This is a genomic window from Nocardia sp. NPDC051030 (assembly GCF_040683015.1).
Taxonomy (GTDB): Bacteria; Actinomycetota; Actinomycetes; order Mycobacteriales; family Mycobacteriaceae; genus Nocardia.
On the sequence record NZ_JBFBCD010000012.1, the window covers coordinates 1 to 16,249 of the forward strand.

Sequence of the window (16,249 nt, forward strand, 5' to 3'; positions counted from 1 at the left end):
TAACTTGTCGTTTTCACACTTTTTCCCTACACGAGGCTATTCCTAACTTTCCCACATCCTCCCCGAACCGTTCACCGCCCACCTTGGTGACCACCCCGGTGGGGCGGCCCCGCCGGGCCGCCGCTACCGCCACATTCGTGGCGGTGCCACCGAGGAATTTCGCGAAGCTCGACACCTCGGCGAGGGAGACGCCGCTCTGCTCCGGATACAGGTCGACCCCGACCCGGCCGATCGTCAGCACCTCCAGTTCGGTCACGGCGACACCACCCGCTCCAATTCATGTTGCAGCGCTTCGAGTTCGGCCCCACCGGCCATCTGCCGGGTGAGCTCGGGCAGGTCGATCTCGGACTTCTCGTAGCTGCCCAGCTGTGCACCGCGCTTGAGCAGCAGGAACCGATCGCCGACCGGGAAGGCGTGATGCGGATTATGCGTAATGAGCACGACCCCCAGCCCACGGTCGCGGGCCTGCACGACATAACGCAGCACCACACCCGCCTGCTTCACGCCCAGCGCCGCGGTGGGCTCGTCCAGAATCAGCACCTTGGCCCCGTAGTGGACGGCCCGGGCAATGGCGACGCACTGCCGTTGCCCGCCCGACAGCGTGCCGACCGGCTGTTCCATATCCCGGATCTCGATTCCCATGTCCGCGAGGGCCTTACGGGTGATGTCCCGGCCCTCCTTGCGGTCCAGCAGCTGAAGCGGCCCATATTTCTTGGTGGGTTCGGAGCCGAGCACGAAGTTGCGCCACACGCTCATCAGCGGCACCACGGCGAGATCCTGGTAGACGGTGGCAATACCCCGATCCAAAGCCTCACGGGGCGAGGAAAATCGGGCCGAATCGCCTTCGATCTTCAGTTCCCCGGTGTCGTGCTGGTGCACTCCGGCCAGGATCTTGATCAAGGTCGACTTGCCCGCGCCATTGTCGCCCAGCACGCAGGTGACCTCACCGGCCTTGACGACCGTCGACACATCCCGCAGCGCCACCACGCCGCCGTAACTCTTTCCGATATCAATGGTTTCGATAAGTGGGACAGTCATCGCCGTACCCTTTCCGCCCGCTTCTTGAACGCGTTATTGACCAGTACGGCCGAGAGCAGCAGCACGCCGAGGAACAACATGAACCAGTCACTGTCCCAGCGCGCGAACACGATTCCCTGTCGCGCCATACCGAAGATGAGCGCACCGATGGCCGCGCCGACCACCGAGCCGAAACCACCGGTCAGCAGGCAGCCGCCCACGACCGCGGCGATAATGTACTGAAACTCCAGTCCCACACCCTGATTGGCCTGGACACCGGCGAAGCGCAGCAGATTGCACGCGCCCACCACCCAACCCGCGAAGGCCGTGGTCATGAACAGAATGATCTTCGTCCGCACGGCGGGCACACCGACCGCGCGAGCACTCGGCAGCGAACCGCCGACCGCGAAGATCCAGTTGCCGAATCGGGTGCGCACCAGCACGAGTGCGGCAATGGCGGTCAGCACGATCCACCACACCACCGACGCCTGAATGCGGGCATCGCCGATATTGGTGGTGGAGGCGAAGACCCACCCCGCCGACTGATACCCGTCCGCGCTGCGGATGCCCGACACCTGCACGGTTCCGGTAACCCACCGCGTCACACCGAGATTCAGACCCTGCAAGGCGAGGAACGTGCCGAGGGTGACAATGAAGCTCGGCAACCCGGTGCGCATCACCACCCAACCATTGAGCGCACCGACGGCCAGCGCGAACACCAGCGAGACCGCCAGTGCCAGCCATACATTCCACCCGGCATTGACCGCGAGCAACCCGGTGATCAGCGCCGTGGATGCCGTCATCACACCGGCGGACAGATCGAACTCCCCGCCGATCATGAGCATGGCCACGGCCACCGCCATGATGCCGAGCGTCGACGCATCATCGAGCCACGTCGAAACACCCAGCGCACTGAGGAATTTGTCGGTGATGATCGAGAAGAACAGGAACACCACCAGCGCACCGAGCAGCGCGCCGATCTCGGGCCGGACGATCAGGCGATTCAGAATCGACGCCTTCACCTCCGCGAACGGCGTCGTATCGGACGTCTTTGTCTGAACAGTCATTTCATTCACTCCCGACCCGCTCACCGGGTGCCCTGGCCGACCAGCGCGGCGACGGCATCGACATTCTTCTTGTCCACGAACGCGGGACCGGTCTGCACCGGATGTCCACCGCCGACGCCGTTCAGGTTCGACCGGTACAGCTTCAGCATGACCACGGGCAGATACCCCTGCTCGTACTGCTGCTGGTCGACGGCGAAGAGCAGCGTGCCCGCTCGGATCGCCTCCACCACATCGGTATTCAAATCGAAGGTCGCGACCGCGGCCGCGGAACGAGACTCGCGGACACCGTCCACCGCACGCGCGGCGATCTGCGAATTCAGCGTCAGCACCGCGTCGATCGACGGATCGGACTCGAGCGCACCCTTGATGCGGGCCTGCACATCGGTCGGATTATTGATATCGACCTGAAGGGTGGTCGCAGTGCCGAAGCCCTGCGTCGCACCGGCGCAGCGTTCGTTCGCGCCGATATTTCCCGCCTCGTGAATCACGCACAGCAGCTTGCGTTTTCCGGCCTCGGCCAGCCGCTTGCCCGCCGATTCACCGGCCAGCCGCTCACTCTGCCCGACGTGGCCGATGGCTCCGAACTGCGCACTCTCGGCCTCGCCCGAGTTGATGGTGACCACGGGAATGCCCGCCGCCACCGCCTTGGCGATGGACGGCTTCAGCGCATCCGGATTGGCCATGGACACCACCAGCCCGTCGACCTTCTGCGCCACGGCATTGTCGATCAGCTTGGCCTGCTGGGTGGGATCACCGGAGGAGTTGTATTCGACCCGGACCCCGAGATCCTTCCCGGCCGCTTCCGCGCCGTTCTTGACCACATTCCAGAAGGCATCACCGGGCGAACCGTGGGTGACCACGGCGACCGATTCGAACTTGCCGACGGCCGCCGGGGCTTCCGTGGAACTGGCGACATCGGAACCCGGGCCGCTGCACGCGGCGAGCACGGCCGCGGCCGCGATCCAAGGCGATAGTCGGCTCAGCCGCGACCAGCGCGACCGCCGAGAGAGTTTGGATATAGACATCATCGTCTTCACCTCCCCACTAAATCCGGGCAGACGATAAAGAGTCGCCGATTTCGGCCAGGACACGCAGACTTCGTTCGGCATCTCGGCTCGGCGCGTCCGCGGTATCGCCCACGGACAGGGCCGTGTCCTGCTCGATCACATACCAGCCGCGATATCCGGCGTCGTGCACGAAACGCACCAGGGCGTCGATATCGACGTCCCCGTCACCGAGCGGCACATACAGTCCGCGCCGCACCGCCTCGCTGTATTCCATTCGCCCGCTGCGGACTTCACCGGCCACGGCCAGGCTCACATCCTTGAGGTGAATGTGCCCGATGCGTTCGGCGTGGCGCTGGGCCACGCGCACCGGATCGGTGCCGCCGATGAGCAGATGCCCGGTGTCGAGGCAGATATCGAGCTCGGAGTCGGCCAGGAAGCGTTCCACCTCGGCCTCGGTCTCGACATGCGTCCCGACGTGCGGGTGCAGCACGGCCCGCAGGCCATGTTCGGCGGCGATATCGCCGATGGTGGCAGCGGTGTCGATCAGCGTCCGCCACTCGTAATCGGTGAGTGGCGTACGCGTGTCGTACCCGTCCTGCCCGGTCGCCGCGGCGAGCACCAGCACTTCCGCGCCGGTGGCCGCGAACAGCGCCGCGCTCTCGCGGGCCTGGGCCAGGGCGGCGCTGGGCTCATGATGCAGCGCGAGGGCCAGGAAACCGCCGAGGGCGGTGAGGCCGTACGCGCCGACGGTTTCTCGTAGTTCGTGGGGATCATCGGGTAGATAGCCGGGTGGACCGAACTCGGTCGCGGTGATTCCCAGTTTCGCCATCTCGGCCAGGACAGTCCTCGATTCGAGGACGTGACCCCAGCCGGGAACTTCGCAGACTCCCCAGGAGATCGGTGCGGCGGCAATACGCAGTGGATGGAGCGGTTCGGTCATCGGCACTTCCCAGACCCGTCGTAAACCATCGAGTGGTCGCTCGTCATTGGAGCGCTCCAACAATGTAACCTGGCTCACTCGAGTGTCAAGAGGCCTCCGCGGAACCAAAAGTGGCCGATAACCATGCAATACAGGGTCTTCCAGGGCAAACACCCCCGAAATTCGATGCCCAGAAAATCCGATTAGAGCGCTCTATTGATCGCAACGAAGCGAGGCTGTACCGTCCGTCACAACCGATTCGGAACCCGCTGCACCCCTCGCTCAAACCACGGAGGCACCATGACGCGACCGACGATGGAAGACGTCGCCGCCGCGGCGGGCGTCTCCCGCGCCCTGGTCTCGCTGGTCATGCGCAATTCCCCCAAGGTCAGCGAGCATCGCCGCAAGGCGGTCCTGCAAGCCGCCGCCGATCTCGGTTACCAGCCGCACGCCATGGCCCGTTCACTCGCCAGCCGGACCTCCAATCTGGTCGGCGTCATGGTCTCCGACCTGCGCAATGCCTTCTTCGCCGATGTGGTGGAGGGTATGGACGAGGCCGCGCAGGAGGCCGGGCTGGAGCTCATCCTCAATACCGGGCGGCGCAGTGCGGCCCGGGAACGCACCGCATTGGAGAGCCTGCTGGCCTTCCGCCCCGGCGGAATCATCCTGCTCTCACCGGTTCTGCCCGCATCCGCCATTCGGGATGCGGCCGAGCGGTGCCCGGTCGTCTTGGTGTCCCGCGCCTCCAGCATCACCACCGTCGACACCGTCAATGACGACGGCGAAGTCGGTGCGGCGCTGGCCGTGGATCACCTTGTCGCACTGGGCCATCGGCGCATCGTGCATCTCGATGGCGGAGCCGCCTTCGCCGCGCCGCCGCGGCGCAAGGGCTACACCGCGGCCATGGAGCGCTACAACCTCGAACCCATGGTCATCCCCAGCGAACACACCGACGAAGCGGGCGCGGCGGCCGTCCGCAAGCTGCTGAATATCTTCTCCCCCAGCACCTTTCCCACCGCGCTGGTCTGCGGCAACGACTTCAATGCCGTCGGAGCCATGTCCGCGCTCGCCGAAGCAGGACTCCGTGTCCCCGAGGACGTTTCGATCGTCGGCTACGACAACACCTCATTGGCGGCACTGCGTCACGTGTCGCTGACCACCATCGATCAGCCGCGCACCAATATCGGGCGGCTGGCCGTGGACGCACTCACCGAACGTCTCCGGGAGGGCCGGACCGAACCGGTGCGCAAACGCCTCGAGCCCTCCCTGGTCGTCCGCTCCACGACGGCCGCACCCCGCGAATAGGAGCACATAATGCCGTCCATCCGAGTGGGTCTCGCCGGCACGGGCCGGATCGGGACCTCTCACGCCGAAACCCTGCGCATCCTGCCCGGTGTGGGCACGGTGATCGTCGCCGATGCCGATGCCGAGCGCGCCCGCGCCACCGCCGACAAGCTCGAGGTGGAGTTCGCGGCCGATATCGACACGCTTTTCGCCTCCGATCTCGACGCCCTGGTCGTCACCACCGCCACCGACTCCCATCCGGAACTCATTACCGCGGCGGTGGATCGCGGCATTCCGGTCTTCTGTGAGAAGCCGATCGCCGCCGATATCACCGGCACTCTCGCGGTGGTCGAGCGGGTCTCAGGTTCGACAGTGCCCGTGCAGATCGGCTTTCAGCGCCGCTTCGACGCCGGTTACCGCGCCGCCCGTGCCGCCGTATCCTCCGGTGAACTCGGCTGGGTGCACACCCTGCGCGCCACCACTCTCGATCCGGCCCCGCCGCCCGCCGAATACATTCCGCGCTCGGGTGGCCTGTTCCGCGACTGCGGCGTCCACGATTTCGACATCATCCGCTGGGTGACAGGACGCGAGATCACCGAGGTCTACGCGACCGGAGCCAATCGCGGTGAGAAGTTCTTCGTCGACGCGGGCGATGTGGACACCGCCGCGGTGATCATGCGCCTGGATGACGGTGCGCTGGCGACGGTTTCGCTGAGCCGCTACAACGGTGCGGGCTATGACGTCCGACTGGAAGCACTGGGTTCCCAGGGCAATGCCATTGTGGGCCTTGATGATCGGGCCCCGCTGCACTCCGTCGAACCGGACTACCCACCCTCCCCACTCCCCGCCTACCCCGGCTTCATGGATCGCTTCCAAGGTGCCTACACCGAGGAACTGGCCACGTTCATCGGAGTAGCCACCGGCCAGCTGATGAACCCCTGCCCTCCCGGCGAAGCGCTGGAGGCGTTCTACATCGCCGAGGCGTGCGAACTGTCGCGCCGGGAGGGCAGGCCGGTTCAGGTGGCCGAGGTCCGTCGTTAGCTGACCAGCAGGCCGATGGCCAGGCTCACCATGACGAACGCGATGCCGGAATCCAGGATTCGCCAGGCCTTCGGCTTGGCGAACAGCGGAGCCAGCAACCGTGCGCCGAAGCCGAGCGACACGAACCAGATAATGCTGCCGAGGATGGCTCCCGCCGCCAGGAACCAGCGGTCGGGGGCGGCGTAGGTGCTGGCGAACGAGCCGAGCAGGACCATGGTGTCGAGGTAGGCGTGCGGGTTGAGCCAGGTCACGGCGAGGCAGGTGGTGATGGCCGCGCCGAGGGCGATGGGTGCGCCGCCACCGGCGGTGAGTCCCGAGGCCGAGAACGCGCGCTTGGCGGCGAGGAAGGCGTAGCCGATGAGGAAGGCCGCACCGGCGTACTTGGCCATGGTCAGCAGCATCGGGGCCTTTTCGACCACGACGCCGAATCCGGCGACGCCGACGGTCATGAGCACCACATCCGATAAGGCGCAGACCGCCACCACCGGCAGGACATGCTCGCGTCGGATTCCTTGTCGCAGCACGAACGCGTTTTGCGCGCCGATCGCCACAATGAGGGAGAGTCCGAAGCCGAGTCCTGAAATGCCCGCCAGGGCCGCCGATGATGCGTTCACTCCTAAGAAACTAGGGCAGTCGTCCAGGACCAGGCCAGCTAAAGATTCTGAAGGACCATTACAGTTTCTTAATATGGATCTCCAGCTCGATCAGCTGCGCGCACTCGATGCCGTCATCAGCGAGGGCACCTTCGAGGCCGCCGCGCGCCGGCTCAGCGTCACCCCGTCGGCTATCAGTCAGCGCATCAAGGCTCTCGAGGACTCCGCCGGTCGCATCCTGGTGCAACGCACCAAACCCGTGCAGCCCACCGAGTCCGGGCTCACCGTGCTGCGCCTGGCCCGGCAGATTCAGCTCATCACCAGCGACACCGCCCGCGAACTCGGCGACGCCCATCAGCCATCCTCCCGCCCGGTGAACATTCCCATCGCCGTCAATGCGGATTCTTTACAGACCTGGGTCATGGCCGCGCTCGGCCGCGCCGCCAAGGGCGTGTCCTACGAGATCCATCGCGAGGACGAGGAACACACCACCCGCTTGCTGCGCGACGGCACCGTGATGGCGGCCATCACCTCCACCTCGGCGGCCGTGCAGGGCTGCACGGTGCGGCGGCTCGGCGCGATGCGCTATCGCCCCGTGGCCAGCGCGAAGTTCCTGCGGACCTGGTTCCCCGACGGCCCGAACGCCAAGGCATTCGCGCAAGCGCCGGTAATCCTGTTCGACCGCAAGGACGATCTACAGTTCCGGCTGGTCCGCCACTACACCCGTAAACCCCTCGACCCGCCTCGCCACTACATCCCCTCCTCGGCGGGCTTCGGTGACGCCATCCGCCTCGGGCTCGGCTGGGGCATGATGCCGGACCTGCAAATGCGCCGGAACGACACCCTGATTCCCTTGGACGACAAGGTATTCATCGATGTCCCCCTGTACTGGCAGCAGTGGAAGCTGGACTCCCCCGCCCTCGGTCTGGTCGCCGCCACCATCGCCGAGGCGGCCGCGGCGGCACTGCTGTGAAACCCGTACTGACCGAGATTCACTCGCCGACATTCCCGGACTGATGCGATAGTCGTGGGGATTGCTTTGTTATTCAGGAAGGAATTACGTGTCCCAGATTGTGCGCGGCGTCATCGCCCGCTCGAAGAACGCCCCGGTGGAACTGACCGAAATCGTGATCCCGGATCCCGGACCGGGTGAGGCCGTGGTCAAGGTCCAGGCGTGCGGGGTGTGCCACACCGATCTGCACTACCGCCAGGGCGGCATCAATGACGAATTCCCGTTCCTGCTGGGGCATGAGGCCGCGGGCATCGTGGAGGCCGTGGGCGAGGGCGTCACCGATGTGGAGCCGGGCGATTTCGTCATTCTGAACTGGCGGGCGGTGTGCGGTAACTGCCGCGCCTGTCGCAAGGGCAAGCCGTGGTACTGCTTCTCGACTTTCAATGCGTCACAACCGATGACGCTCACCGACGGCACGCCGCTGACCCCGGCGCTGGGTATCGGCGCGTTCGCGGAGAAGACCCTCGTGCACGCCGGGCAGTGCACCAAGGTCGATCCCACCGCGTCGCCGGTCGCGGCCGGGCTGCTGGGCTGCGGCGTCATGGCCGGGCTGGGTGCGGCCATCAATACCGGCAATGTGAGCCGCGGTGACAGCGTCGCCGTGATCGGCTGCGGCGGTGTGGGTAATGCCGCCATCGCGGGCGCGCAGCTGGCGGGCGCGACCACCATCATCGCGGTCGACGTGGATGAGCGGAAGCTGAAGTGGGCCAGCGGTTTCGGGGCCACCCACACCATCAACGCCTCCAAAGAGGATGCGGTCGAACGCATTCAGGAGCTCACCGACACCTTCGGCGCGGATGTGGTGATCGATGCCGTCGGCCGCCCGGAGACCTGGAAGCAGGCGTTCTACGCCCGCGATCTGGCCGGGACCGTGGTGCTGGTCGGCGTGCCCACCCCCGACATGACGCTCGATATGCCGCTCATCGACTTCTTCTCGCGCGGTGGGTCTTTGAAGTCCTCCTGGTACGGCGACTGTCTGCCCTCACGGGACTTCCCCTACCTGATCGAGCTGTACAAGCAGGGCCGCCTGGACCTGGACGCCTTCGTCACCGAGACCATCGAATTGACCGATGTCGAAGCCGCTTTCACCAAAATGCACCACGGTGAGGTGCTGCGCTCGGTGGTGGTGTTCTGATGGGACACATCGACCATACGGTCACCTCCGGCACCTTCAGCCTGGACGGCCAGACGTTCGAGGTCGACAACAATGTGTGGCTGGTCGGAGATGACGCCGAATGCGTCATCATCGATGCGCCGCACAATGTGGCCGCCATTCTGGATCTGGTCGACGGCCGCAAGGTGAAGGCCATCCTGGCCACCCACGCGCACGACGACCACATTCGCGTGGCCCCCGAATTGTCCCGCGCGACAGGGGCTCCCATCCTGCTGCACCCGGATGATTTGGTGCTCTGGCGGCTCACCCACCCGGATATCGATCCCGACGGTGAACTCCAGGACAAGCAGACCATCGAGGTCGGCGACACCACGCTGCACGTCCTGCACACCCCCGGCCACGCCCCCGGCGCCGTCTGCTTCCACTCCCCGGATCTGGGCGCGGTCTTCACCGGCGACACCCTCTTCCACGGCGGCCCGGGCGCGACCGGCCGCTCCTACTCCGATTTCCCCACCATCCTGAGCTCCATCGCCGATCGCCTGCTCAATCTCTCGCACGACACCCTCGTGCACCCGGGCCACGGCGAATCCACCACCATCGGAGCCGAATTCCCACATCTCGACGAGTGGCGCCAACGCGGCCACTGACCCGAACCACGAACCGGAGCGCGGCGGGAACGCGATAATGAATGATTCCCGCCGCGCTTCTGTCGTGTCCGGGTGCGCTCGACCAGAACCGCAGCTTCATCCTCGACGTAGGGAGCAGCGCATGGTGACGATTATCGGCGGCGGTATCGCGGGCACGGTGCTCGCGGGAGCGCTTGCCACGCACGGACATTCGGTCAATCTGTATGAGCGGCAACCCGGAGCGCAGGGCGGCGCGTTCCTGGTGCTCGACGGCCGCGCCCACGATGCGCTCGAGGCCCTCGGCGTCCCCTCCGATCGGCTGCACGCCGCCTCTCATCTCGTCACGGCACTACAGGCGCATTTCCCGCCGACCTCCGGCCGCACCCTCGCCTCGAACGGCCGCCGCCTGTACTACCGGGCGGATCTGAGCCGGGTGCTCACCGAATTCGCCCGCGGCACCTCCGCGCAACTGCACTATGACACCGCGATCACCGATCTGAATCCGGACACCGGCCAACTCTTCAGCGGCCGCGAAACAATAGCCGCGGCAGGCCCGATCATCGGCGCGGACGGCACGGATTCCCTCACCCGCTCCCGCATCGAACCCCGGCGCGCCGAATATGCCGGGCAGATGGTCGTTTACGGCACCACTGTCCGCCCGGTCCACCTCGACAGCGAGTCGTCCATCATGCACTTCCACGGCGGCTCCTCCGCCGGTCCGGTCGCCTCCCCCGCCTTCGGCCACTTCTGGAACGACAGCGTCGCTGTCTGGTTCGCACGACTCACCCGCCCCGCGGGCACCGCGGTCGAACTGGGCCTGCACCCGGTATCCGCCCTGGCCGACCGAATTCGCGAGACCGCCCCGGACGCCGCCGACCTGATCGATGAACTCCTGGCCGCCACCGACACCGTGCACGCCCTGAATGCCCGCAATGTCCCACTCGCCGAGGCTCGCCCGCCCCGCGACTCGATCGTGCTGTGCGGCGATGCCGACCACGCCGTCTCCCCCGCCGCCGGAATCGGCGCTCGCGACGCGATCGAAGACGCACAAGCCATCCACGACGCGATCCTCGCCGGAACCTCCCCGGCCGACGCCATGGCCGAGAGACGCCGCCAGATCCTGGCCGAGCGTGGCCGAATTCGCACGTGAGCGAATTGTCGTGGACGATAAGCCGCTGGCTTGACCACTGTCTTCCCTCGAAATAATGCTGCGGTCCCCACCACCGTGTGCTTGAATACGGCGGTTCCACAGCTTCACCCGGGGGGATCATCCATTTGTCTTCATCCGAATCGCCACGCGACCCTTCCGTTTTCGGGACGGCCAATGGCGTCTATTGCCGATATTGCGGCTCCACGCCCGCGGTCGCCGTGGATTTCCGCGCCCATCGCGGCCTGATCCTCCTCATGCAGTTCCGCACGATGCGAGGACCCGTCTGCCGCGATTGCGGCCTGGCGCTGTTCCGGAAGATGACCGGAGACAGCCTGGTTCAGGGCTGGTGGGGTCCCCTCTCCGCCATGGTCTTCAATCCTTTCACCATTTTTCTCAATCTGACTTTGCGCCCGAAGGTGGCGAAGCTGCCACCACCGATCCCGGGCGCACCGTCATTGCCGATGGATCCGGGCAAGCCGCTGACCCGCCGATGGCAGATCCTGGGCCCGCTGCTGCCTCCCGCGCTGATCGGACTGATCGCGCTCTGGTCCGCCGCCGACAACTCCGGCAAGCACAGCGACTCCGGCTATCAGAGCACTATCTACACGTCGATCTCCACGGTCGCACCGGTCGTGCCAACGACAACGACGGCGGCGGCTCCCACTTCGGCCGACCCGAAGCAGGGTGATTGTGTCTGGAACACGCACGGCCGCATGGATGTCAGCGACAGTCATCCCGATATCCAAATCATCGACTGTGCCGACCCACGCGCGCAGGCGGAGGTGCTGGCGAATGTGCCGGGGATCCTCGGCAAGTCCATCTGCGAGCGCTATCCCAAGACCGATATCGTGTATACCGTCACGTGGACGGGCGCGTTCTCCCAGGTGAACAGCTACATCCTCTGCCTGCACACGAAGTGAGCCGGGTCAGCGGCAGGAGTCGAGGGTGGCGTCGGCCAATTCGCCTATGACGTCGATGAGTTGGCGGCGGACCCGGAAGGCCTCGAGCTGTCGGCGCGCGCCATTACCGCGGGCCAGTACCGTAGTGATGCCCGCGGCGACGAAATCAATGTCGCCCAATTGCTCCAGCGCGGGAGCAATGCGTTCGATGAGTTTCGCCAGCAGATCCTGGACCGGGATGGGATTGCCGTCGATCGGATCGATGGCCGGGCCGTCGATCCCGTCGTGTGCGGCCCTCCAATAGGCCGCTCGCAGTGTGCGTTCCGCGATCACCGGGACGGAATCGGTGGTGAAGGAGGTCATTACGGTGGCGCGAACGAGGGTTGCGAGCAGAGCGGTTTCCTGTACGGTCGCGGGTACATCACTGATCCGGACCTCGACCGTCGGGAACGTGGCCGACGGCCGCACATCCCAATACACCATCTTACGATCGAGGATGAGGCCCTGCGACAGCATGGATTCGATGGCCACGTCGTAGTCGCGCACCGAATCGAAGTGCGGGGGCGGTCCCGCGCTCGGCCAGCGCCGCCAGAGGATGTTCCGCCAACTGGCATAACCGGTTTCGTCGCCATGATAGATCGGGGAGTTGGCGGTCAGCGCGAGAAACAGTGGCAGCCATGGGCGCAGGTAATTGCTCGCCCGCAGCGCGACCTCACGATCCGGAACCGCCACATGCACATGGCAGCCGCACAGGCCCTGTTCACTGGCGACTCGCCCGAACCTCTCGGCAATGCGTTCATAGCGCGGCGTGCTGGTGATGGTCAGCTGGTCGGCACCGGTCGGCGGCACCGCGACGGCCAGCAGCATCGCGTCGTTCTTCTCCGCGCTGGCAGCGGCCGCGCGCCGCAGATTGCGCAATTCGTCGAGCAGATCCGCGGTATTGGTGTGCACCCCGGTATTGGTCTCCACCTGGCATCGCATGATCTCCAGTTGCAGATCCATGCCAAAGTCCGCTGCGGTGCGAGCTACGTCGACATTCCTTCCGACAGGCACACCAGTGAGCGGATCCACGAGGAGAAACTCCTCTTCGACACCAACCGTCGGCGGGGCGTCCACCTTTCCGTTGTACCTCATCCGCGCCCCCTCGACACCTTCCGGAGCGGTCTCTTTTTGTCGCTTGCGGCCCGGACAATTGTCGGTGGCCTGCGCCACAATGCCTGCATGGCATACGACGAGAAACTGGCCGATCGAATTCGGGACGCGCTGGGCCCCGCGCTCGGCGAAGTGGTCGAGAAGAAGATGTTCGGGGGCCTCGCCTTCCTGGTCGGCGGCAATATGGCGGTCGCCGCCAGCGGCAAGGGCGGCCTCATGGCCCGAGTGGATCCCGAAGACTCCGCCGACCTGCTGAAACGCGATTCGGTCGAAGCCATGATCATGGGCGGCCGCGAGATGCACAACTGGCTACGGGTCGGCACACAGATCCTGGAGGACGACAAAGTTCTGCAGGAGTGGGTCGATCGCGGTGTGGCGTACGCATGCACGCTGCCGCCGAAATAGGTGTGTGACCGGCCCGGTGCGCTATGAATGTGCTACCCGACACATTCTCGCCAATCCTGTGCCGCAGTTCACCGAATTCGCCCGTGCCGCAGTCATTTTGTCGATTTGATTCACTGCTTCTTTACATCGGAGCACAGTACAGAAATCTGATGTGCCCAAGCTGGTGAATATGAGGCAAACCGAGGTGCACGCGCTGGCGTGTGAAGTGTGCGGTCGCATGCCCCACCCCCGTCGCACCCGGCTGACGCTGGCCAAACTGGCGGCGGTATTTCCGGTCGAATTGGCGCTGCACGCCCTGGTGATCCATTTCGACCTGCCCTACCTCGTCACGGTCGCGCTGCTCACCCTCACCACCACGATTCTCGTCATCTGGGTGGTGGAGCCCGGGGCCATGCGTTATCTCGCACGCTGGCTGCACGGCCCGGAGCTGAACCACCGCGATCAGCTCGACAGCGCCGAGCGGCTGTGGCGCATTCGGGTGCGCCTGGACAACAAGCCGGGCCGCCTCGAAATGCTCACCAAGCAGCTCGCGCACCGCCACGCCAATATCCTCACCGTGCACGTGCATCACTTAGAAGACGGCGTGCTCGATGAGCTGGTGGTGTCCACCCCCGCCGATGTGGCCCCGCACCGACTCTCCAATGCCGTCGCCCGGGCCGGAGGCATCGCCATTGGCGTCTGGCCCGCCTCCGCGCTGACTCTGGTCGACGGCCAGACCAGGGCTCTGGGCCTGGCCGCGCGCATCGCGAATGATCCCGATGAGCTGCCCCTGGTCATCGCGGAATTGCTGGGGGCGCAATACGTTCCGGATCCGCATCCGGAGCGCACGCCCGGCAGCACCATTCTGGAGATCAAACCGGAGACCACGATCGACGCCATGACCTTCGTGCGCTCGGGGGAACCGTTCACTCCCGCCGAGATCGCCCGCGCGCACCGCCTCGCCGATCTGGCGCACCTGTCGCTGTGCAATATTCACCCGAACCTGCCGAGCGCCCCGCGTCGCCAATCCCAATATCCGGGATCGTTGCGCCACTAGCCGCAGCTTTCAGACCACCCAGTTTCAGATTATGAGAGACTTCTCGAGGCGCATCTGTACGTAAAACGCGCGAGGGGTTGATCAGTGGGAGTTCGGCGCATCGGGGCCAGGTGGGGAAATCACGGCGAGCCCATGCGGGATGTGGGCGGTAATCCGCCGACGCGCAAGGTGGTTCGCAATGCCAAGCTCGCCGCCCTGCCGGTGGCGTTCGCGGGACGCCGCGCCGCGGGTGCGAGCAAGCGCGCGCTGGGTCGCCCGGCGGCCGAGATCGACGCCGATATTCGCCTGCGCACCGCCCAGCACATGTTCGAGGTGCTCGGCGAATTGAAGGGCTGCGCGGCCAAATTGGGCCAGCTGCTCGCCATCTACGAGCTCGGCCTGCCGCCCGAACTCGCCGAACCGTATGGAATCGCCCTGAGCCGCCTGCAGGATTCGATGCCGCCCATGCTGCCCGCAACGGTGCACGAGGCCCTGACCGCATCGCTCGGGTCGGACTGGCGCGCCCAGTTCCGGCAGTTCGACGATCGGCGCGCCGCCTCCGCCAGCATCGGTCAGGTGCATCGGGCGATATGGCACGACGGCCGCACCGTCGCGGTGAAGATCATGTACCCGGGCGCGCGCGCCGCGGTGCTCAGCGATCTCGATCAGTTGCGCCGAATGTCCACGCTGGCCAGCGTATTCGTCCCGAACGCCGACGTCCGGGCGGTCACCGAGCAGCTCGCGGAATGTGTCCGCGGCGAACTCGATTTCGCCGCCGAGGCCGACCATCAGCGCACCTTCGCCGCCGCCTACGCCGATGATCCGGACTTCGTGGTGTCCTCCGTGGTGCTCCAGCGCGGCGATGTGATCATCACCGAATGGCTGGACGGCATTCCGCTGACCCGACTCGTCGACAGCGGTGCGCAACCCGAACGCGATCGGGTGGGCATGCTGGCGCTGCGGTTCGTATTCTCTTCGCCGGATCGCACCGGATTGCTGTACTGCGACCCGCATCCCGGCAATTTCCGGGTGCTGCCGGACGGGCGGCTCGGCGTGGTGGACTTCGGCGCGTGCACCGCGTGGCCGACCCCGGACTTCCGGCCGATGGTCCACGATATCGCCGATGCCCTGTTCAATGGCGGCCCGGCGGAATTGGATGCCGCCATGCGCCGCCACGAATTCGCCGATCGCCGCCACACTTTCGATGTCGAGGCCGTCGCCGAACAGCTCTTCCCCTATACCGAGCTGCTGCGCCACGACACCTTCCGCGTCGACAGCAATTGGCTGCGCCGGCGCGTACAGGTCGCCCTGAACCCGCGCCTGACCAATGTCAATCGCCAGCTCACCATGCCCGCCTACTACACCCCCTTCGCCCGCGCCATCCTCACGCTGCTGGGCCTGTGCTGCCGACTCGGCACCAGCGGCCCGATTCGCGACGAAATCCTGCGCTGGTCACCGGAATTGACCGAGGTCCTCGACCGCTACCGGGCGCGCACCGGCCAGCCGGTCGACCTGAATGCCGCCCGGCTACGACGCGCCAGCGCACCGACCCGCGACGCCGCCGCCGGATAGTTCAGCCTTTCCGAAAGTCGCCGCGACGGTTGGCGACCCGCACAGCCCTGCCCGACGCGCCCGGCCAGTCCCGAACGCAAAGAAAGATCGAGCGGCGAGGACAGCGCCCCCCTCACGCCGATCATGTCCGAATCGCATGCCGCCAGCGACATTGCGGACACACCGGACGAATGCCCACCGAGGCGGGCAAGCTGCCGAAAATCTCGGTGCGAACCCCGCACAGATTCGGCGTGTGCGGGTACGGCGAGCGCTCCGGCAGGTACCGTGGCCAGCGCGGCAATGGCTGCGGGGAGGTTGACACTTGCGGCCAGGCCGGTAGTCTCCGAACCGGCCAGTTTCTTGGTATCTTCGGCCAGCACCCGCGAGACACCGCGCA

17 protein-coding genes are annotated in these 16,249 nt (G+C 65.9%); 10 read left to right on the forward strand and 7 right to left on the reverse strand.

Features of this window, described 5'->3' with window-relative positions:
* Positions 1-13 precede the first annotated feature (13 nt).
* Genes AB0N05_RS34110 through AB0N05_RS34130 form a run of 5 tightly spaced genes read right to left on the reverse strand, consistent with a single transcriptional unit; the run spans position 14 to position 4,031 of the window.
* On the reverse strand, positions 14-256 hold the full coding sequence (locus AB0N05_RS34110) for a PfkB family carbohydrate kinase (RefSeq protein ID WP_364701741.1): 243 nt from the start codon (positions 254-256) through the stop codon (positions 14-16).
* Positions 253-1,038, reverse strand: a complete 786-nt coding sequence (locus tag AB0N05_RS34115) for an ATP-binding cassette domain-containing protein (RefSeq protein ID WP_364701744.1) — start codon at positions 1,036-1,038, stop codon at positions 253-255. Before AB0N05_RS34115 ends, AB0N05_RS34110 begins: the two co-directional genes overlap by 4 nt.
* Complete coding sequence (locus tag AB0N05_RS34120) at positions 1,035-2,084, reverse strand: ABC transporter permease (RefSeq protein WP_364701747.1); 1,050 nt, start codon at positions 2,082-2,084, stop codon at positions 1,035-1,037. The genes AB0N05_RS34115 and AB0N05_RS34120 overlap by 4 nt, the downstream gene beginning before the upstream one ends.
* Positions 2,085-2,104: 20 nt before the next feature.
* Positions 2,105-3,112: a sugar ABC transporter substrate-binding protein gene (locus AB0N05_RS34125; protein WP_364701750.1), complete on the reverse strand. Its 1,008-nt coding sequence runs from the start codon at positions 3,110-3,112 to the stop codon at positions 2,105-2,107.
* Between the two features lie 16 nt (positions 3,113-3,128).
* Complete coding sequence (locus tag AB0N05_RS34130; protein WP_364701753.1) at positions 3,129-4,031, reverse strand: TIM barrel protein; 903 nt, start codon at positions 4,029-4,031, stop codon at positions 3,129-3,131.
* 279 nt (positions 4,032-4,310) lie between these two features.
* Between AB0N05_RS34130 and AB0N05_RS34135 the strand changes: the two genes are divergently transcribed.
* Both AB0N05_RS34135 and AB0N05_RS34140 read left to right on the forward strand, forming a co-directional pair.
* Positions 4,311-5,315, forward strand: coding sequence for a LacI family DNA-binding transcriptional regulator (locus AB0N05_RS34135; RefSeq protein WP_364701756.1), 1,005 nt, complete (start codon positions 4,311-4,313; stop codon positions 5,313-5,315).
* Between the two features lie 9 nt (positions 5,316-5,324).
* Positions 5,325-6,335, forward strand: coding sequence for a Gfo/Idh/MocA family oxidoreductase (locus AB0N05_RS34140; RefSeq protein ID WP_364701758.1), 1,011 nt, complete (start codon positions 5,325-5,327; stop codon positions 6,333-6,335).
* Here AB0N05_RS34140 and AB0N05_RS34145 read toward each other — a convergent pair.
* On the reverse strand, positions 6,332-6,949 hold the full coding sequence (locus tag AB0N05_RS34145; protein ID WP_364701761.1) for a LysE/ArgO family amino acid transporter: 618 nt from the start codon (positions 6,947-6,949) through the stop codon (positions 6,332-6,334). The two genes, AB0N05_RS34140 and AB0N05_RS34145, sit on opposite strands and share 4 nt — an antisense overlap.
* Before the next feature lie 73 nt (positions 6,950-7,022).
* Between AB0N05_RS34145 and AB0N05_RS34150 the strand changes: the two genes are divergently transcribed.
* The 5 genes from AB0N05_RS34150 (at position 7,023) to AB0N05_RS34170 (ending at position 11,750) form a co-directional block, all read left to right on the forward strand.
* Positions 7,023-7,901: a LysR family transcriptional regulator ArgP gene (locus tag AB0N05_RS34150; protein ID WP_364701764.1), complete on the forward strand. Its 879-nt coding sequence runs from the start codon at positions 7,023-7,025 to the stop codon at positions 7,899-7,901.
* 88 nt (positions 7,902-7,989) lie between these two features.
* Entirely contained in the window at positions 7,990-9,075 is a 1,086-nt protein-coding gene (locus AB0N05_RS34155) for an S-(hydroxymethyl)mycothiol dehydrogenase (protein WP_364701766.1), read from the forward strand.
* Positions 9,075-9,701, forward strand: a complete 627-nt coding sequence (locus tag AB0N05_RS34160; RefSeq protein ID WP_364701769.1) for an MBL fold metallo-hydrolase — start codon at positions 9,075-9,077, stop codon at positions 9,699-9,701. The genes AB0N05_RS34155 and AB0N05_RS34160 overlap by 1 nt, the downstream gene beginning before the upstream one ends.
* Before the next feature lie 121 nt (positions 9,702-9,822).
* Complete coding sequence (locus AB0N05_RS34165) at positions 9,823-10,830, forward strand: FAD-dependent monooxygenase (protein ID WP_364701772.1); 1,008 nt, start codon at positions 9,823-9,825, stop codon at positions 10,828-10,830.
* Between the two features lie 125 nt (positions 10,831-10,955).
* Positions 10,956-11,750: a hypothetical protein gene (locus AB0N05_RS34170; RefSeq protein WP_364701775.1), complete on the forward strand. Its 795-nt coding sequence runs from the start codon at positions 10,956-10,958 to the stop codon at positions 11,748-11,750.
* Between the two features lie 6 nt (positions 11,751-11,756).
* Here AB0N05_RS34170 and AB0N05_RS34175 read toward each other — a convergent pair whose 3' ends face one another.
* A complete protein-coding gene (locus AB0N05_RS34175) occupies positions 11,757-12,845 on the reverse strand; it encodes a glutamate--cysteine ligase (RefSeq protein WP_364702495.1) in 1,089 nt (362 codons plus the stop codon).
* 105 nt (positions 12,846-12,950) lie between these two features.
* Here AB0N05_RS34175 and AB0N05_RS34180 point away from each other — a divergent pair, with 105 nt between their 5' ends.
* The 3 genes from AB0N05_RS34180 (at position 12,951) to AB0N05_RS34190 (ending at position 15,873) form a co-directional block, all read left to right on the forward strand.
* Entirely contained in the window at positions 12,951-13,286 is a 336-nt protein-coding gene (locus AB0N05_RS34180) for a TfoX/Sxy family protein (RefSeq protein WP_364701778.1), read from the forward strand.
* Positions 13,287-13,455: 169 nt separating this feature from the next.
* A complete protein-coding gene (locus AB0N05_RS34185) occupies positions 13,456-14,322 on the forward strand; it encodes an amino acid-binding protein (protein ID WP_364701781.1) in 867 nt (288 codons plus the stop codon).
* Between the two features lie 132 nt (positions 14,323-14,454).
* Entirely contained in the window at positions 14,455-15,873 is a 1,419-nt protein-coding gene (locus tag AB0N05_RS34190; protein WP_364701784.1) for an AarF/ABC1/UbiB kinase family protein, read from the forward strand.
* The last annotated feature ends 376 nt before the right edge of the window (positions 15,874-16,249 follow it).

Excerpts from the sequence above, each read along its gene's own strand:
- AB0N05_RS34125 (WP_364701750.1), bottom strand. The coding sequence starts at position 3,112 with ATGATGTCTATATCCAAACTCTCTCGGCGGTCGCGCTGGTCGCGGCTG.
- AB0N05_RS34130 (WP_364701753.1), bottom strand. The coding sequence starts at position 4,031 with ATGACCGAACCGCTCCATCCACTGCGTATTGCCGCCGCACCGATCTCC.
- AB0N05_RS34115 (WP_364701744.1), bottom strand. The coding sequence starts at position 1,038 with ATGACTGTCCCACTTATCGAAACCATTGATATCGGAAAGAGTTACGGC.
- AB0N05_RS34160 (WP_364701769.1), top strand. The coding sequence starts at position 9,075 with ATGGGACACATCGACCATACGGTCACCTCCGGCACCTTCAGCCTGGAC.
- AB0N05_RS34150 (WP_364701764.1), top strand. The coding sequence starts at position 7,023 with ATGGATCTCCAGCTCGATCAGCTGCGCGCACTCGATGCCGTCATCAGC.
- AB0N05_RS34140 (WP_364701758.1), top strand. The coding sequence starts at position 5,325 with ATGCCGTCCATCCGAGTGGGTCTCGCCGGCACGGGCCGGATCGGGACC.
- AB0N05_RS34120 (WP_364701747.1), bottom strand. The coding sequence starts at position 2,084 with ATGACTGTTCAGACAAAGACGTCCGATACGACGCCGTTCGCGGAGGTG.
- AB0N05_RS34135 (WP_364701756.1), top strand. The coding sequence starts at position 4,311 with ATGACGCGACCGACGATGGAAGACGTCGCCGCCGCGGCGGGCGTCTCC.
- AB0N05_RS34185 (WP_364701781.1), top strand. The coding sequence starts at position 13,456 with ATGAGGCAAACCGAGGTGCACGCGCTGGCGTGTGAAGTGTGCGGTCGC.
- AB0N05_RS34180 (WP_364701778.1), top strand. The coding sequence starts at position 12,951 with ATGGCATACGACGAGAAACTGGCCGATCGAATTCGGGACGCGCTGGGC.
- AB0N05_RS34165 (WP_364701772.1), top strand. The coding sequence starts at position 9,823 with ATGGTGACGATTATCGGCGGCGGTATCGCGGGCACGGTGCTCGCGGGA.
- AB0N05_RS34190 (WP_364701784.1), top strand. The coding sequence starts at position 14,455 with ATGCGGGATGTGGGCGGTAATCCGCCGACGCGCAAGGTGGTTCGCAAT.